Raw genomic sequence first — 26,890 nt, 5'->3', positions numbered from 1 at the left:
CTGCGCCAGCCACGCCGCCACCCGCGCCGGCAGCCCCGGCAGCCGCGCCGACTCCACCTGTGGCACCGCCTGCGGAGAAACCCAAGGGCCTGCTGAAAAAGATCGTGATCGGTGCGCTGGTCCTGGCACTGCTGGCGTTCTATGGCATGAACCAGCTCGGCTCGCGCAACAGTCAGCGCGACCTGGAACAGGTGCTGCTCGCTGGCCAGCAATGCCTGCGCCAGAGCGACTACAACTGCGCGCTGGATAAAGCCGAACAGGTCCTGCAGAAAAACAGCCAGGACCCGGCGGCCCTGAGCCTGTTGAATCGGGCCAAAGACGGCTTGAAGCAGGTGCAGCGCGACAAGGACCTGGCAGAGCAGGCACGGCTCAAGGAGCAGGAGCGCAAGGCCCAGCAAGACGCTGCCGACCAGCGCAAACGCGCCGAAGAGCAGGCCCGGCGCGAGCAGGAAGCCAAGGCCGCGGCGCAGGTTCAGGCGATCCCGGCACCCGCACCGCAGCCCAGCACGCCACCGCGTTCCACCACGCGCATCGAGCAGAACAACGGTGCCGCCAGCATGGTCGGCCGCTCGCTGAACGAGGCACGCAAGGCCTTGATCCGTCGCGACTACCAAAGCGCGATCACCGTCGCCCGGTTGGTGCTCAACATGGACCCGGGCAACCGCGAGGCGCAGAACATCATCAACCAGGCCACGCGCCAGCAATCCCAGGCCCTGAACCGGACCACCATCGAATGATGACGCCGGCCTCCCTTCGATCACTTGGAAATCATCCATGACCCAGCACCCGCGTTCCCCCAATAAGCGTTTGCTTGCCCTGGGCCTTGTATCGATCTTCGGCTTGCAAAGCTGCGCCAACATCGACTCCAAGAGCATGAACCCGACTGGCTGGAGCGGCGGCGACTGGCTCAAGTGCGGCCTGGCCATCGCGGCAGGGGCGGCAGCCGGGGCAGCGGTCAGCGGCAAGAAGGATCGCGGGGTCGGCGTCGTAGCCGGCACGGCCGCAGGTATCGCCGTGTGCTTCGTGATCAACGCCAAGTCGGTGCAGACCCAGTCGCCCCAGGAAGTCGAGGCGCAGTACCGCAAAGGCGGCAAGAAGGCCCCTGCCGAGCCGCAAGTGGTCAGCTACCAGACCAGCATCCAGCCCGGCAGCACCATCAAGCGCGGCCAGCCGATCAAAGTGGTGTCCAACATCGTGGCCATCGATGGCAGCCGCCAGGCCGTCAACGAGATCAAGGAAGAAGTGCGCCTGTATGAGCCGGGCGCCACCACCGCGTTCAAGGAAGGCACCAAGATCGCCAACGAGAAGCCCGGCAGCGGCGGTTACGAAAACACCTTCACCATCACCCTGGACAACCAGGTGCCGCAAGGCGTGTACCGCGTCGACACGTCGGTGCTGCTCAACGGCAAGCCGGTCAACACCCGCAGCAATAACGTGCAGCTGGTGATGATCGACGCCGACACCTATCAGATCGCCTACCTCGACTGAAATGCCTGATGCGGGGCGCCCGTCGGGCGCCCCTGGGCAAACCGCATGGATCGCTGGAGACACACCCATGACCGAATCCGGGTATAAGGTTCGCCCCACGCTTTTTATCGCGCTGGGCAATACCGGCAGCCGGGTCGGCCTGCACCTGCGCGAGCGCCTGCTGGCCACCTCCTGGCGCGAGGGGCAACGCATCGAGCGCCTGGCCGACTTCCCCCTGGCGCGCTTTATTCGGTTCCACCCGAGTGACTTCCAGGTCTGGGAGCGGGGCCTGGAGCCCGCGCAGCCCGAAGCCTGTTTTCGGGTCGATGAAATCATCAGTGGCCCGTTCGACCCCGAGGCCGAGCTGGACTCGCCCGACGTCGCCAAATGGTCGCCCCTGACCTCGCAGACCATGAAGCACTGGGGAATCGAGCCGATGAAATACCATCGGCTCCGCGGTTTTTCCCGCCTGTACTGCCTGACCCAGGCCGAACAGATCCGCGCCAGGGTGCGTCAGGCCCTGCACCACCTGCACACCTGCGACCCCACGCAAGACGCCGAGGCCCAGCGCCTTGGCCTCAATGTGAGCCGGGACTGCATCAATATCGTGATAATCGCTTCGGCGGCGGGCAGCTACGGTTCGGGGTCGTTTCTGCAGATCGGCGATCTGGCCCGGCAAACACTTGCCGAACAGAACATCCCCGGGCGTGTCGCCTTGCATCTGATACTGGCCGGCGGGGCGATGCACATCGAACCGGAGCGGGCACAGGCCCACAGCTACGCCGCACTGATGGAGCTGGAAACTCGCGGGCGTGGTTATACGACCGCGCAGGACGACAATCCGGTGGGGCCGTTCGACGACCTCTATGTGTTCGACACCTGCAACCTCGCGCAACGTCGCTGTGAGGAGCCGGAAGACCTGCCGTTGATGCTCGGCGACATGCTGTTCAACGATCTGGCCAATCCGCCGCTGAGCGAAAAAAAATGGATCATGAGTAGCATCCATCGCCAGTACACCATCCGTAGTCATAGAGTGGAACTGCCGGAAGAGTTCGAAAACACCCCCGCCTTGCGGAACCCCATGAGCTATTCCAGCCAGGGCCATGCCGAGCTGTACGCGACGTACCGGCCCGACGGCCTGGCCGACCTGCACCTGAGCGGCCACACCCAGCCGCTGCTCAGCGGGTTGATGGCGCCACAGGAGGCCGAAGACCCACTGCTCGCCCTGTTGGCCGGCCTGACTGCGCAAGACCTGCACCGGGTATTGAGCCTGTGGCTGGAACAGGCCATGCCCTGGGCCAACCTGGAGCTTGAACCCGGCCGCGGAACCAACCCCGACGGTTACCTGTGTCTGCTCTGCGTGCCGCAACCTGCCGAGTTCAGGCGCCTGTACGGTGAGTTGCTGAGTCAATGCCTGCCCGCACTGCCAAGCCTGCACCCGAATGACCTGCAATTCATCGATTGTCAGGTCCCTGGGCGGCTGATCGCCTCCATGCGCTTGAGCGGCTTTGCCCTGAACGCCTTGCGCGACCTGCCCGACTACCTGGCCAACTACCGCAAGCAGGCACAGCAGCGTCCCTTGCACGTGAACACGTACGCCAACTGCCATCCGCTGATCTTCGACCAGGCGCACTACCTGGCCTTGGCGCGCGACCTGCGCCTGTATCTGCAAGCCATTGCCCTGGGCGAATTGACCCGCAACCCGGGGCAGGCCTACGAGTTCATGGACCAAGGCGAGGCCTTTGGCATTGGCACCGAGCCGGCCATTCGCCAATACGGGCTGCGGGCCCCTCATCGGCAGCTGCTCTCGACGCGGGTACAGGCGCGTTTGAGCCAGCCGCGCCCGGCACTGCTTGCCGCGCTGTGCGCGCTGTTCGAGCACTTAGGGCACGACGCTTACAAAAGCCTGAGAGTGGTCGATGAAAATGGGATAGCCGAGCCGGCGTGCTCATTGCCCAGGGAGCTCAGCGCCATCCTGCGCAGCGAATGCTTCAGGCTCCTGCGCGAGCAGGCGCCTGAACACGCCGAAGCCCTGATCGAGCAGGCGCAAAATCAATTGCCGGCGATCACCCGTTCGATCAATGGCTCAAAAGGCGATGTCTATGTCTCTGAAGTCGTCCTGCACCACAGCGAGAAACTCCAGCTGCGCCCGGAGTGCTTCGACCCTGACTGGCTGGAGGCCTTGTTCAACCCGAGGATTCAGGCAGCACAGGCCGCGGCGCAGCATGCCAGGGACAGTCAGACGCGCTATCACCTCAACGTCGGCGGCGTCGAATACGGCCCTTACAGCTTTCTTGAGCTGCAACACTACGTCAGCACCGGGCAGATCACGCGCCACAGCTTGCTGTGGCGTCCGGGCTTGAGCCAGTGGTTTGTCGCCGAGACCCAGGCGGAGCTGGCGGGCCTGTTCACACCGCCTGCTGCGCCCCCCAGCGAGCCGCCGATGCCGGGCTAGAGCTGTTCTTGCGGCTCTTGCGGCAACTGCTCATCCAGGTGCAGCCAGGGCAGGCGGCTGTCGGTCCAGATATGCCGGTCGGCCGCGGCCTGTTCCGGGTGGTCGAGGGTAGCGATGGTCACGTCGATGCTGCCCGGGCTCAGCTGGGTCTCCAGCGCCAGCTGCGCACCACAGTTGCCACAGAACAGCCGGGTGCAGCTGGGGGAGGAGGCGTAGCGCGCGGGCGCACCCTGGGTCCAGTGGAAGGCCAGGGCGGGCAGGGTGATCCAGGTGGTCACCAGGCCGCCGCTGACCCGGCGGCAGATCGAGCAGTGGCAATGGGCGATATCCCGCAGCGGGCCACTGAATTGATAACGCAGCCGGCCACAATGACAGCCCCCGGTGTGCAGTTCGCCCATGTGCCTTTCTCCTTTTGTTGTGGTGGCGGCCACTGTATGCCGCTCATCGGTTGCTTGAACATCCACCCATTCCTTTCACCGGCGAAAGGTAGCTGAAAGCTTCCCCGATTAGGATCGCCTCCACTTCCGGCAATAGACCGGTTGGCCACAGTGAGCGTTGCGACGCTTCCCGGCCCAATTAACAACAACAATGGTGATTCTGATGTTTGCTCCTACCCGCCTCGCTGCACCTACTCCACCCGCACGCCTCGCGCTTCCCGTTCTGCGCTGACCCCACCGGTTCGCCATTCCCTAGCCGCGCTACGCCTGGAGTATTCCCATGCTGACTTTCCTTGGCTTTGCCATGGTCATCACCTTCATGTTCCTGATCATGACCAAGCGCCTGTCGGCGCTGATCGCCCTGATCATCGTGCCCATCCTCTTCGCCCTGTTCGGCGGTTTTGCGCCGAAGATCGGGCCGATGATGCTCGAAGGCATCACCAAGCTGGCGCCCACCGGCGTGATGCTGATGTTCGCCATCCTGTATTTCGCCCTGATGATCGACTCGGGCCTGTTCGACCCGGCGGTGCGCAAGATCCTCAAGCTGGTCAAGGGCGACCCGCTGAAGGTTTCGGTCGGCACGGCGGTGCTGGCCCTGGTGGTGTCCCTGGACGGTGACGGCGCCACCACTTACATGATCTGCGTGGCCGCCATGCTGCCGCTGTACAGCCGCATCGGCATGAGCCCGCGGATCATGGCCGGCCTGATCATTCTCGCCGGCGGGGTGATGAACATGACCCCCTGGGGCGGCCCCACCGCACGCGCCGCCAGTGCGCTGCACGTGGACCCTTCGGACATTTTCGTACCCATGATCCCGGCCATGCTGGCGGGCGTGGTGGCGATCCTGGCGATTGCCTACATGTACGGCAAGCGTGAGCGGGCGCGCCTGGGTGAACTGCACCTGGTGGGCGATGAGATCGACCACAGCGAAATCAGCGTCTCGCAGTTCCCTGATGCCCGCCGTCCGAAGCTGATCTGGTTCAACGGCGCGCTGACCCTGGCCCTGATGTGCACTCTGATCGCCGGCCTGCTGCCGCTGCCGGTGCTGTTCATGGTGGCCTTCAGTATCGCGATGATCGTCAACTACCCGTGCCTGCAACAGCAGAAAGACCGCGTCGCCGCCCACGCCGGCAGCGTACTGGCGGTGGTCGGGCTGATCTTCGCCGCCGGTATCTTCACCGGGATCCTTTCCGGCACCGGCATGGTCGACGCCATGTCCAAGAGCCTGCTGGCGGTCATCCCCGATGCACTGGGTCCGTACCTGGCGGTGATCACCGCGCTGGTGAGCATGCCGTTCACCTTCTTCATGTCCAACGATGCCTTCTATTACGGTGTATTGCCGGTACTGGCCGAAGCGGCCAGCCACTACGGCATCACCGCGGTGGAGATGGCCCGTGCCTCGATCGTCGGCCAACCCGTGCATTTGCTGAGCCCGCTGGTACCCTCGACCTACTTGCTGGTAGCCCTGGCCGGGATCGAGTTCGGCGATCACCAGCGCTTCACCCTCAAGTGGGCAGTGCTGGTCTGCCTGTGCATAATGTTCGCAGCCTTGCTGATGGGGATCTTTCCACTGTTCAGCACTCTATAACGGCAATGACTCTTCGCCCGGGCCGGTTGGCTGATCAACCGCCCCGGGCGATCTAACACTCGCTCAAAGGAATACACATGGAATGGCTGACCAACCCGGAAATCTGGGTTGCCTTCTTTACCCTGACCGCCCTGGAAATCGTCCTGGGCATCGATAACATCATCATGATTTCGATCCTGGTCAGCCGCATGCCCAAGCATATGCAGGCCCGGACCCGGCTGTTCGGCCTGGCGCTGGCCATGGTCACGCGCATCCTGCTGCTGTTGTCGATCACCTGGGTCATGCGCTTGACCGCCGACCTGTTCGTGGTCTTCGGCCAGGGTATTTCCGGGCGCGACCTGATCCTGTTCTTCGGCGGCCTGTTCCTGCTCTGGAAAAGCTCCCAGGAGATGTACCACGCCCTGGAAGGCGAGGACGAGACAGCGGACGAGCCGACTGGCAAGGGTGGCAACTTCTTCTACACCATCATCCAGATCGCCATCATCGACATCGTGTTCTCCCTGGACTCGGTGATCACCGCCGTCGGCATGGTGTCCCATGTGCCGGTGATGGTCGCGGCGATCGTGGTCGCGGTGCTGGTGATGATGCTCGCCGCGGGCACCATCAGCGACTTCATCGACAAGCACCCGTCGCTGAAAATGCTGGCGCTGTCGTTCCTGCTGGTGGTGGGTACCGTGCTGATCGCCGAAGCCTTCGAAGTGCATGTGCCTAAAGGCTACGTCTACTTCGCCATGGCGTTCTCCCTGGCGGTGGAAGCGGTCAACATCAAGATGCGCACCGCCATCGCGAAAAAGAAAAAACAGAGCGATCCGGTGAAACTGCGCAAGGATATTCCGGGTCAATAACCCGAGCGCGGACTGAAAGAAGGGGCTCACGGGCCCCTTTTTCACGTCTGCAGAAAGCTGTTTTCATGACAGTTTTATTTCAATGCGCACTTTAGCTATGCGATGCTGGCGCCCAGACCGTTAGCCAACTACAGCTTAAATACAGAACGTAGATCGTCGCGCGGCACCGTCAACTTGCCCCTTTGGGGCGATTCACCCCAGGGGACCCTTTATGCTGACCCTGCTCAATCTGCTATCCGCCGTGACCCTGTTGATCTGGGGCACGCATATCGTGCGTACCGGGATCCTGCGGGTCTATGGCTCGAACCTGCGTCACGTCATCGGCCAGAACATGGCCAGCCGCCCGCTGGCCTTTGTCGCCGGGATCCTGGTCACCGCCATGGTCCAGAGCAGCAACGCCACGGCGATGCTGGTCACCTCATTCGTCGGCCAGGGCCTGATGGCGCTGACCCCGGCCCTGGCGACCATGCTCGGGGCCGACGTCGGCACGGCGCTGATGGCGCGGGTGCTGACCTTTGATTTGTCGTGGCTGTCGCCGCTGCTGATCTTCCTCGGGGTCATCTTCTTCCTCTCGCGCAAACAGACCCGGGCCGGCCAGTTGGGTCGGGTCGGTATCGGCCTGGGCCTGATCATTCTAGCGTTGCAGCTGATTGTCGAAGCCGCCGCGCCGATCACCCATGCCCAGGGCGTCAAGGTCCTGTTCGCCTCCCTGACCGGCGACATCCTGCTCGACGCCCTGATGGGCGCAGTGTTCGCCATGGTCTCCTATTCCAGCCTGGCGGCCGTGCTGCTGACCGCGACCCTGGCCGGTGCCGGCGTGATCAGCCTGCCGGTGGCCATCGGCCTGGTGATCGGCGCCAACATCGGCAGCGGCGTGCTGGCCTTCCTCAGTACCAGCATGCAGAACGCCGCCGGGCGCCAGGTGGCCCTGGGCAGCCTGTTGTACAAGTTGTTCGGCCTGCTGTTGATCATCCCGGTGCTCGACCCCCTGGCGCACTGGATGGACAGCCTGGATTTCAGCCCGCAAGAGGTGGTGATCGGCTTCCACCTGCTTTACAACACCTTGCGCTGCCTGCTGCTCCTGCCCACGGTCGGGCCCATGGCCAAGCTCTGCGCCTGGCTATTGCCCGAGCGCCCGCAAGACAGCGGCCGGGCCAAACCGCGGCACCTGGACCCCACGGCCCTGGTCACCCCGAGCCTGGCCCTGGCCAACGCGGCGCGGGAAACCCTGCGCCTGGGCGACCTGATCGACAACATGCTCGAAGCCATGCTCGACGTGCTGCGCGGCAAACAGACCGCCATCACCCAGGAAATGCGCAGCCTGAGCGACGATGTCGAAGCGCTGTACAGCGCGATCAAACTCTACCTGGCGCAAATGCCCCGGGAAGACCTCAGCGACCAGGACAGCCGGCGCTGGGCCGAGATCATCGAACTGGCGATCAACCTCAAGCTCGCCGGCGACCTGATCGAACGCATGCTGCGCAAGGTGCAGCAGCAGAAAACCTCGCAACGCCGCCAGTTCTCCGAAGTCGGCCTGGAAGAGCTGGCCGGGTTGCACGCCCAACTGATCGCCAACCTGCGTCTGGGGCTGTCGGTCTTTCTCAGCGCCGATCCGGAAAGCGCGCGCCAGCTGCTGCGCGAGAAGCGTCGCTTCCGCGCACAGGAACGACGCCTGGCGCACGCCCACGTCAGCCGCCTGCAACGTAAAATCGTCCAGAGCATCGAGACCAGTTCGCTGCACCTGGAGCTGATCGCCGACATGAAGCGCTTGAACTCGCTGTTCTGCAGCAGCGCCTATGTGGTCCTGGAAACCTCCGAAACCGGTGCCCTGGCGGCGGAAGATCTCGCTGACATCACCCATTCACCCTGAACGTCCATGGTTGACTGAAGTCTGTAGAACTTACGCACGCCGTAAGGAAGCTCGCTATGCGTTGTCTGTTGTTCGCCTGTCTGTTGTTGAGTTGCGCGCATGTGTCGGCCCTGGACCGCTTTCAGGTCGAGGGCTACCTGCTGCCCAACGGCCTGCAGCTGTTGCTCAAGCCCGGGACCGAGCGCGGCCATGTGGCCATCCGCCTGGTGGTCGGGGTCGGCCTGGATGACTTCGACTGTGCCGACAAGGAGCTGCCGCACCTGCTGGAACACCTGCTGTTCAGCGGCATCGATGGCAGCGGCGAAGGCGGCCTGGAAGAACGCATGCAGGCCCTGGGCGGCGAGTGGAATGCCTTTACCAGCAACGCCGACACCACCTTCGTCATCGAGGCCCCGGCGAAAAACCAGCGCAAGGTCCTCGACCTGCTGCTGGCCCTGCTGACCCGCACCCAGATCGACGACAACGCCATCACCGCCGCGAAACAGGTGGTGGAGCGCGAGGACGGCGGCCATTACTCGCACCTGCAACGCTGGCTCGATCGCCAGGACCTGGGCCACAAGGCCGGCAATCAACTGGCGGTGGAACTGGGCCTGAAATGCGCCGAGCGCGCCGAAGTCGAACACCTCACGGCCGCGCAGCTGGATCAGGTGCGCAAGCACTGGTATGCCCCGAACAACATGACCCTGATTATCGTCGGCGACCTCGACCGCCTGCTCCCCGCCTACCTGGAGCGCACCTATGGCCAGCTCGAACCGGTGGAGCCCAGCGAACACCTGGCGCTGCCGGATATCCAGCAGCCGGCAGCGGCCGAACGCAGCCTGATCAAGGGCTGGGTCGGCAACGGCGCGACCTTGCACTGGCTGTTTGCCGAGCCGGTGCTGGACGACGAGCACGACGCCACTTTCGACCTGCTCAAGGAATACCTGGACTGGGCGCTCTATAGCCGGCTGCGGCTCGACCACGAATTGTCATACGGCCCCTGGAGCGAGCGCGAGGTGTTCGGCGGCCAGGGCTTCCTCAGCCTCAACGCCGACCTGGCGCGCGATGACCTGGAGCAGGCGCAGCAGGTGATCCGCGAGCTCAAGGCGCAGTTGCTCAAGGACGGCCTGGATGCCGCCACCTTCGAGCGCCTCAAGCAGGCCGCCATTGCCCGCCAGGCCTGGGCAGTGCAGGGCAACAGTGCCCTGGCCGATTACTACTGGAGCGCCCTGGGCGACTACGCCGACGGCCGTTTCAACGACCCGGCCAAGCGCCTGCGGGCCGTGAGCCTGGAACAGACCAATCAGGCCATGCGCCAATTGCTGGCGGAGCCAGGCTACCTGCGCATCGAAAAACCGCTGCTCAGTGACGAGCAGGTGGTGTGGCTGCTGGGTGGGCTGCTGGCGCTGGTACTGTTGATCGCCCTGGGCTGGCGCCTGCGACGACGATGAACGGGGGGCCACAGGCGCACGTGGATTAATTGCCCGGGCGCCTCGCCACACCTGCGCGGCGACGCTATCCTGTCGCCGATTTTTCCCGCCATGACTGTGAACCCGCCCAATGCCTAACTGGACTCACCATATACAGCGCATCCTCGAACTGATGAAGCGCTACCCAGGGGTGATCGCCCTCGGCGGGTTCATTTCCGGGGTCGGCAGCTTCATCCTGGTGGACCGCCAACAAGGCCTGGCCACCTGGATCGCGGTGATCATGCTGGTGAGCTGGCTCTGGCTGATGCTGGAAAACACCCTGACCCAGCTCTTCACCCGGGTCTTCAAGCGCGAGATTCCCCAGCCGCTGCTGCGCTACGCGACGCAGATGATCCACCAGGAAAGCCTGTTCTTCGTCCTGCCGTTCTTCTTTATCACCACCGCCTGGAACAGCGGCCAACTGGCCTTTACCGGGCTGCTGGGAGCCGCGGCGCTGGTCTCGATCACCGACCCGCTTTACTACAAGTGGCTGGCACCGCGGCGCTGGCTGTTCCTGGCGCTGCACACCCTGACCCTGTTCGCGGTGCTGCTCACGGCGCTGCCGATCATCCTGCACCTGACCACCTCCCAGAGCTTCAAGCTGGCGCTGGGCATTGCCATGTTGCTGTCGTTTCCGAGCCTGGCTTCGATCTTCCCGATCCGCAGCCTGCGCAGCGGCCTGGCGGTGTTGAGCATCACCCTGGCGATTGGCGGCGCCGGCTGGCTGCTGCGTTCCTGGGTGCCACCGGCAACCTTGTGGATCACCGAAGAGGCCATCAGCACCCAGTTGCAGGACCGCACGCCCGGCGACAGCCTGGAAGACATCAGCGTCGCCCAGGTGCGCAGCGATGGCCTGTACGCCTACACCGCGATCAACGCCCCGCGCGGGCTCGACGAGCGGATTTATCACGTCTGGCAATTCAACGGCAAAGAGCTCGACCGCATTGCCCTGGATATCCATGGCGGGCGCAAGGAGGGTTACCGCGCCTGGAGCCACAAGCAGAATTTCCCCGGCGACCCGGTGGGCCGCTGGCAGGTCAGGGTCCTGACCGAGGACGGGCAGGTGATCGGTGTGCTGCGCTTCAATGTCACTGGCGCAGATCAAGCCGCGCCGGCTCAGGGCGAGGCAAAATAGCCGGGATCGTGCTATTACGTACCACTGCGTAACAGCCAGACAAGCACGGAGCTTATGACCAGCAGCGCAACGGCCGGCAGTGCCCAACTCGATACTTCCCAGACCCCGCCCCGGCTGCGCATCAGCGGGGACTGGACGCTTGCCCACTACACCGCACTCAAGCGCCTCACCCAGCAACTGACCAGCCAGTACGACGCCAACACCCCTGTCGACCTCAACGCCCTGGGCGCCCTGGACACCGCCGGCGCTTCGCTGCTGGTGGAGCTGCTGGGGGCCGAACGCCTGGGGCATAGCGCCGAGCACCAGGATTGCACCCTGTCGACCGCCGACCGCGCGCTGCTGCGCACCGTCTACTGCTCCCTGAGCGACTTCTGCATCCCGGTCAAGGAGCCGGAAGTCTCGGTTGGCATCCAGCTGCTGTCGCGCATCGGCCGGGCGGTGGATGCGATCTGGCAGGACACCCTGCAACTGCTGGGCTTTGTCGGGCTGATTCTGGAAACCATTACCCGTGGCCTGCTGCGCCCCAAGCGCTGGCGCATCACGCCGATGGTGGCCCATATCGAACAGACCGGCCTCGACGCAGCGCCTATCGTGGCCCTTTTGACCTTTCTGGTGGGCGCGGTGGTGGCGTTTCTCGGGGCCACGGTGCTCGCCAGTTTCGGCGCCAGCATCTTTACCGTGGACCTGGTGGCGTTCTCCTTCCTGCGGGAATTCGGCGTGCTGCTGACCGCGATCCTGATGGCCGGGCGCACGGCCAGTGCCTTTACCGCGCAGATCGGCTCGATGAAGGCCAACGAGGAAATCGACGCGATCCGCACCCTCGGCCTCGACCCCATGGAGCTGCTGGTGGTGCCCAGGGTCCTGGCGCTGCTGGTGGCCCTGCCGATGCTGACGTTCCTGGCGATGCTTTCGGGGATTATCGGTGGCGGAGTGGTCTGTGCCCTGTCGTTGGGAATTTCGCCGGCGATGTTCCTGTCCCTGCTGCAAACCGACATCGGCGTTCAACACTTCCTGGTGGGCATGGTCAAGGCGCCGATCTTCGCCTTCCTGATCGCCGCGATCGGCTGCCTGGAAGGCTTCAAGGTCAGCGGCAGTGCCGAATCGGTGGGCGCCCACACCACGTCCAGCGTGGTGCAGTCGATTTTCGTGGTGATTGTGCTGGACGCCGTGGCCGCGCTGTTTTTCATGGAGATGGGATGGTGAGCCGTCTACCTCGCGCCCCCGCCGAGGCGGTGATTGAAGTCCGCGGGCTGTGCAACCGCTTCGGCAAGCAGAGCGTGCACGAGAACCTCGACCTGGACCTGTACAAGGGCGAGATCCTCGCCGTGGTCGGTGGTTCGGGCAGCGGCAAGTCGGTGCTGTTGCGCAGCATCGTTGGCCTGCGCCAGCCCAGCGAAGGTTCGGTGCGGGTCTTTGGGCAGAACCTGCCCAGCCTTTCCGAGCATGAACGCTCGATGGTCGAGCGACGTTTCGGCGTGCTGTTTCAGAAAGGCGCGCTGTTCTCATCGTTGACCGTCACCGAGAACGTCGCCTTGCCGCTGATCGAACACGCCGGCCTGAGCCGCGCCGACGCCGAACACCTGGCGGCGGTCAAGCTGGCCCTGGCCGGGCTGCCGCTGTCGGCCGCCGACAAATACCCGGCCTCGCTGTCGGGCGGCATGATCAAGCGCGCGGCACTGGCCCGGGCACTGGCCCTGGACCCGGACATCCTGTTTCTCGACGAACCCACCGCCGGCCTCGACCCGATCGGCGCCGCGGCGTTCGACCAACTGATCCTGACCCTGCGCGATGCCCTGGGCCTGAGTGTGTTTCTGGTCACCCACGATCTGGACACGCTGTACACCATCACCGACCGGGTGGCGGTGCTGGCGCAGAAGAAGGTGCTGGTGGCGGACGCCATCGACAAGGTCGCCGAGACCGACGACCCGTGGATACACGAATACTTCCATGGCCCTCGCGGCCGCGCGGCGCTTCTGGCCGCTACACAGCTCAACGAGGTATGACATGGAAACCCGAGCCCATCACGTCTTGATCGGCCTGTTCACCGTACTCGTGGTGGTCGGTGCCCTGCTGTTTGGCCTGTGGCTGGCCAAGTCCAGCGTGGACAAGGAGTTCAAGGACTACGAGATCGTGTTCAACGAGGCGGTCAGCGGCCTGTCCAAAGGCAGCGCGGTGCAGTACAGCGGGATCAAGGTCGGCGACGTGGTCAGCCTGCGCCTGGACCCGAAAGACCCGCGCCGGGTCCTGGCGCGGATCCGCCTGAGCGGCGAGACCCCGATCAAGGAAGACACCCAGGCCAAGCTGGCCCTGACCGGGATCACCGGCACCTCGATCATCCAGCTCAGTGGCGGTACGCCGCAAAGCGAGCCGCTGCGGGGCAAGGACGGCAAGCTGCCGATCATCGTCGCCTCGCCGTCGCCCATCGCCCGCCTGCTGAACAACAGCAATGACCTGATGACCAGCATCAACCTGCTTCTGCACAACGCCAACCGCATGTTCTCCCGAGAGAACGTCGAGCACATCAACAACACCCTGGCCAATCTCGAACAGACCACCAGCGCCATTGCCGAGCAACGTGGCGACCTGCGCCTGGCCATGCAGCAGGTGGCCAACCTCGGCAAGCAGGCCAGCGGCACCCTGGAGCAGACCACCGCGCTGATGCGCACCGCCAACGGCCTGCTCAACGACCAGGGCAAGCAGATGTTCGGCAGCGCCGAGCAGGCCATGCGCTCACTGGAACAAAGCAGCGCCACCATCAACAGCTTGCTGAGCAACAACAAAGATTCGCTGAACAACGGTATCCAGGGCCTCAACGGCCTGGCGCCGGCGGTGCGGGAACTGCGCGATACCCTGAGTTCGCTGCGGGCCATCACCCGCCGCCTGGAAGCCAATCCCGGCGGCTACCTCCTGGGTAACGACACGAACAAGGAATTCACGCCATGACGCCTATTTGCCGAGCCTTTGGCCACCTCGCCCTGATCGGCGGTTTTGCCCTGAGCAGCGCCTGCTCGATCCTGCCCAAGGGCGAGCCGGTGGATGTCTATCGGCTGCCGGTGGCCCAGGTCGCTGCGAACAAGGGCACGGGGCAGGTCCAGCACTGGTCACTGCGGGTGGCCAAGCCGGTGGCGGGGGATGCGTTGAACAATGCGCGCATCGCCGTGCTGCCCGAGGGCAACCTGATCAGCAGCTACAAGAACTCGCGCTGGAGCGACCCGGCGCCGATCCTGCTGCGCAACCGCCTGCTCGACGGCTTTCAGCGCGACGGCCGGGTGCCGCTGCTGAGCACCGACGACAGCAACCTGCAGGCGGACTTCGAGCTGGGCGGCGAATTGCAGGCGTTCCAGAGCCAGTACCAGGGCAACGCGGTGGAAGTGGTGATAGGGCTGGATGCGCGGCTGGTGCGCGGTTACGACCAGAAGATCCTCGCCAGCAAGCGCTTTGAAGTGCGCCAGCCATTGAACGACCCGAAAGTCCCGGCGGTGGTGGCAGGCTTTGGCCAGGCCGGGGATGCGCTCAGCCGCCAGGTGGTGGATTGGGCCGTGGCCCAGGGTAGTGCCCTGTACAAACCCTAGGGCCTGATGACGCTGCAGGGGCGTTCACCCTTGCAGCGCCTGGCCGGCGGACTCAGCCAAAGAACCAGTAGCACACCCCGATGGCCGCCACGACCCCGGCAAATTCTGCCAGCAGGGCGCAGCCCACGGCGTGCCGCGCACGCTGGATGCCCACCGCGCCGAAGTACACCGCCAGCACATAGAAGGTGGTCTCGGTGCTGCCCTGGATAGTCGCCGCCACCAGGGCCGGGAAGCTGTCCACGCCCTGGGTCTGCATGGTTTCGATCAGCATCGCCCGCGCCGCACTGCCGGAGAACGGCTTGACCATGGCGGTCGGCAGGGCGTCGACGAAGCGCGTGTCCCAACCCGCCCATTCCACCAGGTAGCGAATACCGTCCAGGCCGAAGTCCAGTGCCCCGGAAGCCCGCAGCACACCCACCGCACACAGCATCGCCACCAGGTACGGCAGCAGGTTCTTGGCGACGTCGAAGCCTTCTTTGGCGCCCTCGACGAAGGCCTCGTAGACCTTGACCTTGCGCAGCGCGCCAATCACCAGGAACAGCATGATCAAGCCGAACAGGGTGAGGTTGCCGAGGATCGACGACAGACTGGCCAGGGCCGTGGCCGAGAGGGTCGCGAGCAGGGCCATGAAGCCGCCCAGGACCAATGCGCCGGGAATCAGGTACGCCAGCACCACCGGGTCCCACAGCCGCAGGCGCTGCATCACGGCCACCGAGAGCAGCCCGACCAGGGTCGACGCGCTGGTCGCCAGCAGGATCGGCAGGAACACCAGGGTCGGGTCGGCGGCGCCTTGCTGGGCGCGGTACATGAAGATGGTCACTGGCAGCAGGGTCAGGGAGGAGGCGTTGAGCACCAGGAACAGGATCTGCGCGTTACTGGCCACGGTCTGGCTGGGGTTGAGCTCTTGCAGGGCACGCATGGCCTTGAGGCCGATGGGGGTGGCGGCGTTGTCCAGGCCCAGGCCGTTGGCGGCGAAGTTGAGGGTGATCAGGCCGATGGCCGGGTGGCCGGCGGGCACCTCCGGCATCAAGCGCCGGAACAGCGGGCCCAGGACCTTGGCCAGCCAGTCGACGATCCCGGCTTTTTCGGCGATGCGCAGGAAGCCCAGCCACAGGGTCAGGGTGCCGAACAGCAGCACCATCACTTCCACCGACAACTTGGCCATGGCGAAGATGCTTTCCACCATCGCCGCAAAGATCCCGGCGTTGCCGCCGATCAGCCACTGCGCCAGTGCCGAAACGGCCGCGACGATGAAAAAGCCAAGCCACAGGCCATTGAGCATCAGTTAATCCCCCGAAAGATGCGGCGAATGATAGCGGGGCGGGCAGAAACGACAAACCCCGGATTGACCGGGGTTTGTCGAACAGCGCGGTGGCCGGGCTGAAGCAGTGCGGCGCAGGTGAGGACCGGCGCCACCTGCGTCAGCGGCTGGATCAGCGGCTGGTTTCGCCGCTTGGCAGCGGTTCCTTGCTGCGCCAGTGCGGCAGGGAGTTCCAGTAGCGCTGGCCCTTGGCGTCGTCGTACATGCCTTCCCAGCGGGAGATGACCAGTACGGCCAGGGCGTTGCCGATCACGTTCAGGGCGGTACGCGCCATGTCCATGATGCGGTCGACACCGGCGATGAAGGCCAGGCCTTCCAGCGGGATGCCAACGCTGCCCAGGGTCGCCAGCAGCACCACGAAGGACACGCCCGGAACCCCGGCGATACCTTTGGAGGTGACCATCAGCGTCAGCACCAGCAGCAGTTGCTGGCTGATGGACAGGTCGATGCCATACAGCTGGGCGATAAAGATCGCGGCGATGCTCTGGTACAGGGTCGAACCGTCGAGGTTGAACGAGTAGCCGGTCGGCACCACGAAGCTGCAAATGGCTTTCGGCGCGCCGTAGGCTTCCATCTTCTCGATCACGCGCGGCAGTACGGTTTCCGAACTGGCGGTGGAGTAGGCGAGCACCAGTTCATCCTTGAAGATGCGCATCAGCTTGATCACCGAGAAGCCGAACAGGCGGGCGATCAGGCCCAGGACCACGAAGGCGAAGAAGGCGATGGCCACGTAAACCAGGATCACCAGCTTGGCCAGCGGCAGCAGGGAGGCGAAGCCGAAGTTGGCGACGGTCACCGCGATCAGGGCGAATACGCCGATCGGGGCGTAGTTCATGATCATGTGGGTGACTTTGAACATGCTTTCCGAAACGCCCTGGAACATCTTCACCAGGGGTTCGCGCAGGTCCGATTGCAGGCTCGACAGACCGAGGCCGAACAGCACCGAGAAGAAGATGATCGGCAGCATTTCGCCGCGAGCCATGGCCGCGAAGATGTTCGACGGGATCAGGTTGAGGATGGTCTCGATGAACGCGTGCTCATGCTGCACTTCGGCGGCGGTCGCCTGGTACTTGGAGATGTCCACCGTGCCCAGGGTGCTCATGTCGATGCCGGTGCCCGGGTGGAACACGTTGGCCAGGACCAGGCCGACGAGGATCGCAATGGTGGTGACGATTTCGAAGTAGATGATGGTCTTGAGGCCGATGCGCCCGAGTTTTTTCGCGTCGCCGACACCGGCGATACCGACGATCAGCGAAGAGATCACGATAGGAATCACGATCATTTTGATCAGACGGATAAAGATATCGCCCGCAGGTTGCAGGACGTTGCTGATCCACCAGGCTTTTTCCGCACTGAAGTGGTTGAGCAGCGCACCAATTGCTATCCCCAGAACCAGACCGATGAGGATCTGCCAGGCGAGGCTAAGCTTTGCCTTCTTCATATCATTACCCTTACTTGCGTTGGACTCGGGCTGATGCGCGAACTGGAACGCTCAATGGCGGAAAAGTCTGTGCATCGGCCCCCGTATAAGGTCACCCCGAGCGCGGATTCAGGGCTCTCGGCAGGCGAAAAAAGGCGCAACTATTCCGATGCAAGGGAGGCGCGTCTAATGCCGTAAACGCCTACCCTATGCCGAATCGGCATGAGATTTTCCAAACGAAACGAACGTCCCAACCGGTTCGAATACGCCATTTCGGCAGGCAATAATGCCGCGAAACGGCCATTTCAGGCGGTGTGCAGGGCTGTCGGGAAGGTCAGGAAAGAGCCTTGGAAACTTCTGGAATGCGCTGAATAAACAGCCTAAGACTGATCGGTATTTTTCGAGAAGTTTCTGGATGTACGGTCGCAGAGAAACACCGTGAAACGTTTGATCGACGTCAACGGATGTTTTATCCCAAGGGCGATGCTGTCGAATTGAAGCCCATGGCTTCGGCGCGCGACGCGGCGCGTTCAAGCACGCCGCAAGTCCGTCAAGCCATGCTTGGCTTGGGAACTTGCGCCGCCGCTCTTTCCTGACCCGGCCCTTGCGGAGGCACTCCCTGTACCCCTAGGTCACTCCGATCCTGGAACAATCAGAACGTCCCGGCCCCTTGGTCATGCCCAAGCCTTCCTCAGGCCGGGGCAAGAGTCAGAAGCGCCTGGGCCGGCGCCTCTGCCTGTCAGCAAAACCTCTGAACTCAGTACCAGTTCGGGTCTTTCTTGAGCTGTTCTTTCAACAGCGCCTGCATGCCTTCGTCCGGCTTTCCAAGGAAACGGTACTCGGCATGGCGGGTGGGCGATTTGTCAGCGGGCAGGCCCGCCGGCACTTCGACCAGCATGGCGTAGGCGTGTTTCTTGTCGAAGCTGACGGCGACGATCAAGCGCTTGTTCAGGCAGGTTTGCGCGGTTTCGCACAACGGCCCGACCAGGTACTTGTCGCCGTCTTCTTCAACGGCGTTCATTTGCTGCGCATCGCCCGAGAGGTTCATCACCCACTCCGGCAACCGCTCTTCCTTGTGCACAACCCCTTGCCAGGTTTCACGGTACTGCGGGTCCGAGCTCAGCAGCTCATTGACCCGCGCCTGGCCATCGTTGGCCGCCATTGCCAAGGTGCTGCCACCCAGCAACAGCGCGGCCGTCAATGTCTTGAACGAAAAGCTCATGGTCAGCCTCGGCCGCGACGGCCAAAGAAGAAGGAAGCGATAAACATCACCAGGAACACGACAAAGAGAATTTTGGCGATACCCGTGGCGGTGCCTGCGATACCACCGAAGCCCAGTACGGCAGCGACAATGGCGATGATCAGGAATGTGATTGCCCAGCTCAACATGGTGATTCTCCTTACTCTTCTATTGGGGATGCCGCTTGTGTTGCCAGCTCCGGTGCGCTGAATGCGCGCCGGGCCTTTTGCCTAGAACACCCAGCGCTGCTGAGCGGGCGCTTCGAGCGCAGGCTGCGCCTGGTCGACCGCCATCATCTGCATCGGCGCCGAGGCGGCAGATGCGCTGCCCGCCCGGCTGAAATGGGTCTGGGTAAATTGATGAGCCGGCACACGCAACGCTTGCTGCTGCTGGGCGTGCTGCCACTGCTGAAACTGCTGGCCGCCAATCAGGGTCACCAGCAACGCGAGGCTGGCGAACAGACCCTGCTGCACGTGCAGAGGCGAAATGCGCAATTGGGCAAGGCTTTGGCGGCTCATCCTGAAACTCCTCCCACACTGTGGTGATGTTATTAGCGGAGCCGTGCAAATCGCCCCTTGATACTCACTACATTGCAGCCCCCATGCCAGCTTCGAAAATGATTAAATAACCAATAAAATCAATAACTTATAAAATACAAAAACACCTTGATCGCACGCATCCTGCACGATGGGCCCCGGCACACCGTGCGAAATGCACGATTCGTCGGGCCCTGGGCGCCGGCAATCACCCCCGGGGAACTTTGCTGGCCCTGGGCCAGACTGAACAACACCCCGGCAAAACCGCGAAAAATCCGCCAATTCAGGTCATTAGCTATTAGGTCGGGAGATAACTAACCTGCATGTCCTGGAATGAATCAGAATTAACATTGCAACTTGCCCGATTTTTCCGGGACTAAATAAGACAGTTCATTTAAGGAGAGTGGGAAATGGCATCAACGCCGGAAAAACAAGGTCGTATCCTTCTGGTGGATGATGAGTCCGCGATCCTTCGCACCTTCCGCTACTGCCTGGAAGATGAGGGCTATACCGTCGCCACCGCCAACAGCGCGGCCCAGGCCGACGCCCTGTTGCAACGCCAGGTGTTCGACCTGTGTTTCCTCGACCTGCGCCTGGGTGAAGACAACGGCCTGGACGTACTGGCGCAAATGCGCACCCAGGCGCCGTGGATGCGCGTGGTGATCGTGACCGCGCATTCGGCAGTCGACACCGCGGTGGATGCGATCCAGGCCGGCGCCGCCGATTACCTAGTCAAACCCTGCAGCCCCGACCAACTGCGCCTGGCCACCGCCAAGCAACTGGAAGTGCGCCAGCTCTCGGCGCGCCTGGAAGCCCTGGAAGGTGAAGTGCGCAAACCCAAGGACGGCCTGGACTCCCACAGCCCGGCGATGAAAGTGGTTCTGGAAACCGCGCGCCAGGTGGCCAGCACCGATGCCAACATTCTGATCCTGGGCGAGTCCGGCACCGGCAAGGGCGAGCTGGCCCGGGCCATTCACGGCTGGAGCAAGCGCGCGAAAAAATCCTGCGTCACCATCAACTGCCCGTCCCTGACTGCCGAGCTGATGGAAAGCGAGCTCTTCGGCCACAGCCGCGGCGCCTTTACCGGGGCCAGCGAAAGCACCCTGGGCAGGGTCAACCAGGCCGATGGCGGCACCTTGTTTCTGGACGAGATCGGCGACTTCCCCCTGACCCTGCAGCCCAAGCTGCTGCGCTTTATCCAGGACAAGGAATACGAACGCGTGGGCGACCCGGTAACCCGCCGCGCCGACGTGCGGATCCTCGCCGCCACCAACCTCAACCTCGAGGACATGGTGCGTGACGGACGCTTCCGGGAAGACCTGCTGTACCGCCTGAACGTGATCACCCTGCACCTGCCGCCTCTGCGCGAGCGCAGCGAGGACATCCTGACCCTGGCCGATCGTTTCCTGGCGCGCTTCGTCAAGGAATACGCGCGCCCGGCCCGGGGCTTCAGCGACGAGGCGCGGGAAGCGCTGCTCAACTATCGCTGGCCCGGCAATATCCGCGAGCTGCGCAACGTGGTGGAGCGCGCCAGCATCATCTGCCCTCAGGAGCGGGTGGAAATGAGCCACCTGGGCATGGCCGAACAACCCACCAACAACGCCCCGCGCATCGGCGCGGCGCTGAGCCTGGACGAGTTGGAAAAAGCCCATATCGGCGCAGTCCTGGCCACCAGCGACACCCTCGACCAGGCGGCCAAGACGCTCGGCATCGACGCTTCGACCCTGTATCGCAAACGCAAACAGTACAACCTGTGAGCTGTATTTCATGAAGTTAGCGATGAAACTGCGCACGCGGCTGTTCCTGAGTATTTCGGCGCTGATCACCGTGGCTTTGCTGGGTCTGCTGCTGGGGCTGGTCAGCGTGATGCAGATGGCCAAGAACCAGGAGTCGTTGATCCGCAGCAACTTCATCACCCTGGACCTGGGCCTCAAGCTGCGCCAGACCCTGGGTGATCAATTGATCATCATGCTCGGCGACAACCCCGACCTGACCGCCCTGGAAGCGTCCAAGCAGCACTACCTGGAACTGCTCGACCAGGGCATCGAGTATCAGCGCCAGGGCGATGCGAACGGCAACTTCCACCAGGCCCGCAGCGATTACCTGGGCTTTATGGAGGCCTACCAGAATGCCGAGAACTCAACCCTGGGGATCAAAGGCAATCAGCAACTGACCGACCGTTTCAATGCGCTGCGCAGCGGTTTGATCAACGAACACAAGCAAGCCCTGGACAACATCAACCACATCGAGAGCAAGGCCCGTGATCGGGCGCTGCTGATCGCCGGCCTGCTGGGGCTGGTGGGCGTGGCGGTGCTGATCATCGGTTTTATCACCGCCCATGGCATTGCCCGGCGCTTCGGTGCACCGATCGAAGCCCTGGCCAAGGCGGCCGACAATATCGGACAGGGCAATTTCGAAGTGACCCTGCCGATCTCCTCGGCGGCGGAGATGAACCTGCTGACCCGCCGCTTCGGGATCATGGCCGAGGCCCTGCGCCAGCATCAGGCGACCAATGTCGATGAACTGCTGGCCGGCCAGCAGCGCTTGCAGGCGGTACTCGACAGCATCGACGACGGCCTGCTGATGATCGACCGCCAAGGCCGCCTGGAGCACCTCAACCCGGTAGCGCAGCGCCAGCTGGGCTGGGACGAGGAACGCCTCGGCCAAGGCCTGGGCAGCGCCCTGGAGCGCCCGGAGCTCGACGAACAACTGCAACTGGTGCTGCGCGGCGGCAACCTGGAGCGCGCGCCAGAGGACCTGGCCATCGAAGTGGACGGGGAATCGCGCCTGCTGACCTACAGCCTGACCCCGGTCAGCCATACCCAGGGGCATATTCTCGGGGCGGTGATGGTGCTGCACGACGTGACCGAACAACGGGCCTTCGAGCGGGTACGCAGCGAGTTCGTGCTGCGCGCCTCCCACGAATTGCGCACCCCGGTCACCGGCATGCACATGGCCTTCGGCCTGTTGCAGGAACGGGTGCATTTTGCCGAGGACTCCCGCGAGGCGGACCTGCTCAATACCGTCAACGAAGAAATGCAGCGCCTGATGCAACTGATCAACGACCTGCTGAATTTCTCCCGTTATCAGAACGGTCTGCAAAAACTCACCCTGGCCCCCTGCACCATCGAGAACCTGCTGGAGCAGGCGCAACAGCGCTTCGCCGGCAAGGCCCGGGACAAGGACATCGAACTGCTGGTGGAGACCCAGGCACCGCTGCCGCGCCTGAACGCCGACCAGCAACAGCTGGAGCGGGTGCTGGACAACCTGATCGACAATGCCCTGCGGCACACCGCCCCCGGCGGGCAGATCCGCCTGCAGGCCAGGCGCCATGGCGAACGGGTGATCATCAGCGTCGAAGACAATGGCGAAGGCATTGCCTATGGGCAGCAGGGGCGGATTTTCGAGCCCTTCGTCCAGGTCGGCCGCAAGAAAGGCGGCGCCGGGCTGGGCCTGGCACTGTGCAAGGAGATCGTCCAGCTGCATGGCGGGCGCATGGGCGTCTACTCACGGCCGGGGCAGGGCACCCAGTTCTACCTGGCGCTGCCGCTCTAGAAGGCTTCAGGCTTCGTCGTCGATACGCCTCGGCGCCAGGCGCCGGCCCCGGGTGACCAACTCGATAAACTGCATGGCTGTCAGGGCATGGGCGAACAGCCAGCCCTGGCCGTAGCTCACCCCCTCGCTGCTCAGCAGCAACGCCTGGTCTTCATACTCGATGCCCTCGGCAATCACCTTGAGTTGCAGGGCATGGGCCATGCGAATGATATGCGGGGCCACGCCACTGCTGGCGGCGTCGTGACCCAGGGCGTCGATAAACGCCTTGTCGATCTTCAGGCAGTCCACCGGCAGGGTCTGCAAGTACGCCAGGCTGCAATAGCCGGTGCCGAAATCGTCGATCAACACCTGATGCCCGACATCGCGCAAGGCCTGCAAGTTGTCGCGGGCCACCACCACATCGATCAGCCCACGCTCGGTCACCTCGAACGCAATCTGCCGCGCCGCCACATGATGCAAGGCCAGCAGCCGGGCCATCACCTGGCCAATGCGCGGCACCATCACATCGCAGGCGGCCAGGTTGACGGAGATGTACAGCTGCGGGTTGGCCCGCAGCAAGTGCCCCAACTGCTCCAGCAAGCGCTGCAGGACAAAGTCGGTGATCTGGCGGATCTGCCCGGTGTTTTCCGCCAGGGGGATGAACAGGTCGGGGCTGGTCAGGGTGCCATCCGGGCGGCGCCAGCGCAGCAGGGCTTCGGCACCGACGCAGCGGCGGGTATTGAGGTCGAAGATCGGCTGGTACAGCACCTGCAATTCATCGCGGCGCAGGGCGCCGTGCAGCTCCCCACCCAACGATTGGCTCTGGCGCGCCAGTTGAAAGACCAGGCCGCCGATAAAGGTCGATAACAACAGGCTGATGGGCAGCAGCCACCACCAGTCCTCCAGCATCTCGGCCTGCATGCTCGCGCGCGGGGTGACCAGCACCAACTGATACTCGGGAGTGCGGGTGGGCATGCGGTAGATCAGGCGGGTCGGGGTCACCTGCAGGGCATCGTGATTGCCGGGTGGCACCGGTTCGGCCACCGGCCATGGCAGGGCCTGGCCAAGCACCGGGATGGCGCGGGTGCCGTGGTCCACCACCACCATCAGGCTGCTGTTGGCCGGCAGGTCCACGACATCGGTCAGATGCCCGCGGGAGGTGGCGACCCGGAAGTTGCCCCGTCCCAGCATCAGCGCCGCGAGGTTTTCATTGGGTTGGGTCGAGGTGTTGAGCCAATAGCTGTAGGTCGGGCCCTTGATATCCGGGGCGCGGATCGCCGCCAGGCTGTCCTGGCGCGGCCAATTGGAGCAGGCCTGGGTGGCATCGATGTAGGCCGCCTCATAAATGAAGCGGTAGTTGAAGCTCACCTGCTGCAGCGCGGCGACCATATCGCCGCTGCATTCGCGCAAGGGCTGCGCCTCCAGCACATCCAGGCCTTCGCGCAACTGGCCAAACAGTTGCTCCAGACGCTCCAGGAAGCGCTCGCCCTGGGCATTCATCTGCTCGCTTTCGCGCTGCTCGACCTGATGCATGGCCACCCCGGCGCTTCCAAGCAGCAGCAACCCCGCGCTGAACCCAGCCGCCAGCACCGCCAACAACCACGGGCGATGGAACCAGGTGCGCAGGAGCTCGCGAGCAGCGGGCATGATTGGATATCCGAAGGATTACCAATGAGTTATAGCAACTGATTGAGAAAACGCCCGGACCGTCGGGCGGGCGTCATTATTTTGTCTGGTTGAGGACCTGCAGGATCGCCGCGCTTTCAGCATCGGCGACGCCATCAAAGCGCCCCGGGCGGAAATGCATCTGGAAGGCCGTCAACACATGCCGGGTCGCCACGTCGAACTCGCCGGTCTGGGGGGTGGTGTAGCCCAGGCGAGCCAATTCCTGCTGGAACCAGGTGGCGCTGGGCAACGCCTGAGCATACACCGCCTGCTGCCGCGCGACCGCCTGGGCATTGGGCCATTGGCCGAGGCCGGCATCCGCCAGGCGTTTCCAGGGGAACAGCGGGCCCGGGTCCAGCTTGCGCAGGGGGGCGATGTCGCTGTGCCCGATGATATGGCGGGGCGAGATGTTGTTGCGCTTGCTGATGTCTTTGAGCAGCACGATCAGGTTCTGGATCTGCGCTTCGCTGTAGGGATACCAGACGCGGCCGGCGGGGGTGTCGCGAAAGCCCGGGTTGACGATTTCAATGCCAATGGAGCTGGAGTTGAGCCAGGTACGGCCTTGCCACTCGCTTTCTCCGGCGTGCCAGGCGCGGTAATTCTCGTCCACCAGCTTGAAGATGGTGCCCGCCTTGTCATCGCCGATCAGGTAGTGGCTGCTGACCTGGCCATGGGTCAGCAGTGCCAGCGAACGCTCCAGGGAGGCTGAGGTGTAATGCACGACAATGAACTGCGCGCGATTGTCGAAGTTGACCGAAGGGTGGCTGGTGTCGATTCGAGGACCACTGGCGCAACCGGCCAGCAATAAAAACGAGAGGGCAAACACAAGAGATTTCATGGCAGAGAGCAGTACGCGGCAGACAATAATGCAACAGTGTAACGTACTGCCCCGGGCCGGGCCGGCGAAAGCCGGCGTTTTACACAAAAATAGAACAAATCCGATTTAGCCGATCTCCACCCGGTTGCGTCCGGCATCTTTCGCCCGATACAGCGCCTGATCGGCTCTTTTCAACACCTGCTCGCTGCGTTCGCCGCTTTTGAACGCACTCATGCCGATAGACACGGTGATGGTCACGCGCTCGCCCTTGAAGTGGAACGGGCAGGCTTCGATGGCGGCGCGCAGGGCTTCCACCAGGCGCACACCGACCGCAACCGTGGTGTCAGGCATCATCAGGACAAACTCTTCACCGCCGAAGCGGGCGATGAAATCACTGCCGCGCAGGCGCTTGCGCAGCACCGTGGCAATGATTTTCAGCACTTTGTCACCGGCCAGGTGGCCGTAGTTGTCGTTGATGCGCTTGAAGTGATCAAGGTCGAGCATCGCCAGCAACAGGGTGTTGCCGTGCTGCTGCCATTGGGCGATTTCATGCTCCAGCCGCTCGCTCCAGGCCGCGCGGTTAGGCAGGCCGGTCAAAGGATCGATCAGCGCCTTCTGCCGCTGTTCTTCCAGGTGCTCACGATAACCCTGGGCTTCCTGCTCCATGCTCGATACGCGTTCGGCCAGGCTTTGCAAGCGCGCGGCCACTTCCTTCTCGCGTTCGTCCCGTTGCTTCTGGTGATGGTCCATGGTCCCCAGCAGCCCTTCGAGGTGGCTTTCCAGCACCTGCTTGAGGTCTTCCAGATCGGCCGCTTCCTGGACGCTGCTCTGCAAGCCGTCGACCTGCTCGCGGATCTGCGTATCCATGGCCCGCGCTGCCGAGTGGCTGTCGGCATGGCCATCGCTGGCGGCCTGCAGGTTGCTCTGGAACGACTCCAGGCGCTCGTTCAACTGCTTGAGGTACACCTCGAACTCATGCTGACCGCTGTCGGTGATCGCCAGCATCAGTACCGCCAGATCGTCGAGGATCGGCAGCAACTCATACCAGTTGAGCCCATGTTGCAGGCGATCACGCATGGCTTCGGCCTGGGGCCGATGGCGTTCGGGCAGGCTCAGGTCATCCAGCAGGCCCAGCAGGGTATGTTCGATGTGCTTGGCCACCGAGCTGTAGGACGGCTCGGGGGAATCAGGCAGGGCGTAGAGCACGTCCTCCTCGGGCTGCTCGGGGTCGATCGCGGCCAGGGCTTCGGCCATCACCGCCGGCAGGGGCAGGCTGTCGATCAGCGGTACGCTCGGCACGCTGTCTTCGAGCGCCACGGCCGGGGTCAATTCGTCCGGGTTGTCAGGCTCGGGGCTGGGCACCTCTGCGGCTTCAGGCGCCACGGCGCTCGGCGCTGGTGCTTCAACCACAGGTTCGACGGGCAGCTCGGCTGCGGCTGCGGCAGGCGCGCCAGGAGAGGCCAGCACCGGTGGCACGAATGCCACGACCTGCGCGGCAGGCGGCAACGGCGACGGTTCCGGCTCTTGCGGGGCCTGGCTG

General features: G+C 63.6%; 22 protein-coding genes and 1 pseudogene. 14 read left to right on the top strand and 9 right to left on the bottom strand.

The window, feature by feature from the left end; all coding sequences use genetic code 11:
- From CF161_RS16495 to CF161_RS16485, 3 genes and pseudogenes are all read left to right on the top strand, one after another.
- Positions 1-737, top strand: a pseudogene (locus CF161_RS16495) (hypothetical protein); the annotation flags it as partial.
- Between the two features lie 37 nt (positions 738-774).
- Positions 775-1,488, top strand: coding sequence for a hypothetical protein (locus tag CF161_RS16490; RefSeq protein ID WP_020297743.1), 714 nt, complete (start codon positions 775-777; stop codon positions 1,486-1,488).
- Positions 1,489-1,555: 67 nt separating this feature from the next.
- Entirely contained in the window at positions 1,556-3,922 is a 2,367-nt protein-coding gene (locus CF161_RS16485) for a tubulin-like doman-containing protein (protein WP_020297742.1), read from the top strand.
- Here the strand turns inward: CF161_RS16485 and CF161_RS16480 are convergent.
- Positions 3,919-4,320, bottom strand: a complete 402-nt coding sequence (locus tag CF161_RS16480) for a GFA family protein (protein ID WP_020297741.1) — start codon at positions 4,318-4,320, stop codon at positions 3,919-3,921. The genes CF161_RS16485 and CF161_RS16480 overlap by 4 nt on opposite strands.
- Positions 4,321-4,639: 319 nt before the next feature.
- Between CF161_RS16480 and CF161_RS16475 the strand changes: the two genes are divergently transcribed.
- The 9 genes from CF161_RS16475 to CF161_RS16435 all read left to right on the top strand — a co-directional run bounded on the left by CF161_RS16475 (position 4,640) and on the right by CF161_RS16435 (position 14,817).
- On the top strand, positions 4,640-5,947 hold the full coding sequence (locus CF161_RS16475) for a CitMHS family transporter (protein WP_020297740.1): 1,308 nt from the start codon (positions 4,640-4,642) through the stop codon (positions 5,945-5,947).
- Between the two features lie 77 nt (positions 5,948-6,024).
- Positions 6,025-6,792 (top strand): TerC family protein, encoded by a 768-nt coding sequence (locus CF161_RS16470; protein ID WP_020297739.1) that lies wholly within the window; start codon positions 6,025-6,027, stop codon positions 6,790-6,792.
- Positions 6,793-7,003: 211 nt separating this feature from the next.
- Positions 7,004-8,662 carry a Na/Pi cotransporter family protein gene (locus CF161_RS16465; protein WP_020297738.1) on the top strand — a complete coding sequence of 553 codons (1,659 nt, stop codon included), beginning with the start codon at positions 7,004-7,006 and terminating at the stop codon, positions 8,660-8,662.
- Between the two features lie 56 nt (positions 8,663-8,718).
- Positions 8,719-10,092, top strand: coding sequence for a pitrilysin family protein (locus CF161_RS16460; RefSeq protein WP_020297737.1), 1,374 nt, complete (start codon positions 8,719-8,721; stop codon positions 10,090-10,092).
- A gap of 109 nt (positions 10,093-10,201) precedes the next feature.
- Positions 10,202-11,245: a DUF5924 family protein gene (locus CF161_RS16455; protein WP_020297736.1), complete on the top strand. Its 1,044-nt coding sequence runs from the start codon at positions 10,202-10,204 to the stop codon at positions 11,243-11,245.
- Between the two features lie 54 nt (positions 11,246-11,299).
- On the top strand, positions 11,300-12,448 hold the full coding sequence (locus CF161_RS16450; RefSeq protein WP_020297735.1) for an ABC transporter permease: 1,149 nt from the start codon (positions 11,300-11,302) through the stop codon (positions 12,446-12,448).
- Positions 12,442-13,248 (top strand): ABC transporter ATP-binding protein, encoded by an 807-nt coding sequence (locus tag CF161_RS16445; RefSeq protein WP_020297734.1) that lies wholly within the window; start codon positions 12,442-12,444, stop codon positions 13,246-13,248. Before CF161_RS16450 ends, CF161_RS16445 begins: the two co-directional genes overlap by 7 nt.
- A 1-nt stretch (position 13,249) precedes the next feature.
- On the top strand, positions 13,250-14,188 hold the full coding sequence (locus tag CF161_RS16440) for an MlaD family protein (protein WP_020297733.1): 939 nt from the start codon (positions 13,250-13,252) through the stop codon (positions 14,186-14,188).
- Positions 14,185-14,817: an ABC-type transport auxiliary lipoprotein family protein gene (locus CF161_RS16435; RefSeq protein WP_020297732.1), complete on the top strand. Its 633-nt coding sequence runs from the start codon at positions 14,185-14,187 to the stop codon at positions 14,815-14,817. The genes CF161_RS16440 and CF161_RS16435 overlap by 4 nt, the downstream gene beginning before the upstream one ends.
- A gap of 52 nt (positions 14,818-14,869) precedes the next feature.
- Here the strand turns inward: CF161_RS16435 and CF161_RS16430 are convergent, their stop codons facing one another.
- From CF161_RS16430 to CF161_RS16410, 5 genes are all read right to left on the bottom strand, one after another.
- Positions 14,870-16,099, bottom strand: coding sequence for a nucleoside recognition domain-containing protein (locus CF161_RS16430; protein ID WP_020297731.1), 1,230 nt, complete (start codon positions 16,097-16,099; stop codon positions 14,870-14,872).
- Between the two features lie 151 nt (positions 16,100-16,250).
- Entirely contained in the window at positions 16,251-17,579 is a 1,329-nt protein-coding gene (gene gltP / locus CF161_RS16425; RefSeq protein ID WP_020297730.1) for a glutamate/aspartate:proton symporter GltP, read from the bottom strand.
- Positions 17,580-18,315: 736 nt separating this feature from the next.
- Positions 18,316-18,780 carry an inhibitor of vertebrate lysozyme family protein gene (locus tag CF161_RS16420; protein WP_020297729.1) on the bottom strand — a complete coding sequence of 155 codons (465 nt, stop codon included), beginning with the start codon at positions 18,778-18,780 and terminating at the stop codon, positions 18,316-18,318.
- 2 nt (positions 18,781-18,782) lie between these two features.
- On the bottom strand, positions 18,783-18,947 hold the full coding sequence (locus tag CF161_RS32305) for a DUF1328 domain-containing protein (RefSeq protein ID WP_003170804.1): 165 nt from the start codon (positions 18,945-18,947) through the stop codon (positions 18,783-18,785).
- An 81-nt stretch (positions 18,948-19,028) separates the two neighbouring features.
- Positions 19,029-19,316: a hypothetical protein gene (locus CF161_RS16410; protein WP_020297728.1), complete on the bottom strand. Its 288-nt coding sequence runs from the start codon at positions 19,314-19,316 to the stop codon at positions 19,029-19,031.
- A gap of 428 nt (positions 19,317-19,744) precedes the next feature.
- Between CF161_RS16410 and algB the strand changes: the two genes are divergently transcribed.
- Positions 19,745-21,091: a sigma-54-dependent response regulator transcription factor AlgB gene (algB, locus tag CF161_RS16405; protein WP_020297727.1), complete on the top strand. Its 1,347-nt coding sequence runs from the start codon at positions 19,745-19,747 to the stop codon at positions 21,089-21,091.
- 10 nt (positions 21,092-21,101) lie between these two features.
- Positions 21,102-22,889: an ATP-binding protein gene (locus tag CF161_RS16400; protein ID WP_020297726.1), complete on the top strand. Its 1,788-nt coding sequence runs from the start codon at positions 21,102-21,104 to the stop codon at positions 22,887-22,889.
- Between the two features lie 6 nt (positions 22,890-22,895).
- On the opposite strand, the gene CF161_RS16395 is transcribed toward CF161_RS16400, so the two are convergent.
- The 3 genes from CF161_RS16395 to CF161_RS16385 form a co-directional block, all read right to left on the bottom strand.
- Complete coding sequence (locus CF161_RS16395; RefSeq protein WP_020297725.1) at positions 22,896-24,515, bottom strand: EAL domain-containing protein; 1,620 nt, start codon at positions 24,513-24,515, stop codon at positions 22,896-22,898.
- Between the two features lie 76 nt (positions 24,516-24,591).
- Entirely contained in the window at positions 24,592-25,371 is a 780-nt protein-coding gene (locus CF161_RS16390; protein WP_043229642.1) for an N-acetylmuramoyl-L-alanine amidase, read from the bottom strand.
- Between the two features lie 105 nt (positions 25,372-25,476).
- On the bottom strand, positions 25,477-26,890 hold a 1,414-nt coding region (locus CF161_RS16385; RefSeq protein WP_020297723.1), incomplete at its 5' end, for a GGDEF domain-containing protein.

This window comes from Pseudomonas sp. CF161, assembly GCF_000416215.1.
Classification (GTDB): Bacteria; Pseudomonadota; Gammaproteobacteria; order Pseudomonadales; family Pseudomonadaceae; genus Aquipseudomonas.
Note: the sequence above shows the minus strand (reverse complement) of the source record. Positions and strands in the feature narration are given on the sequence as shown.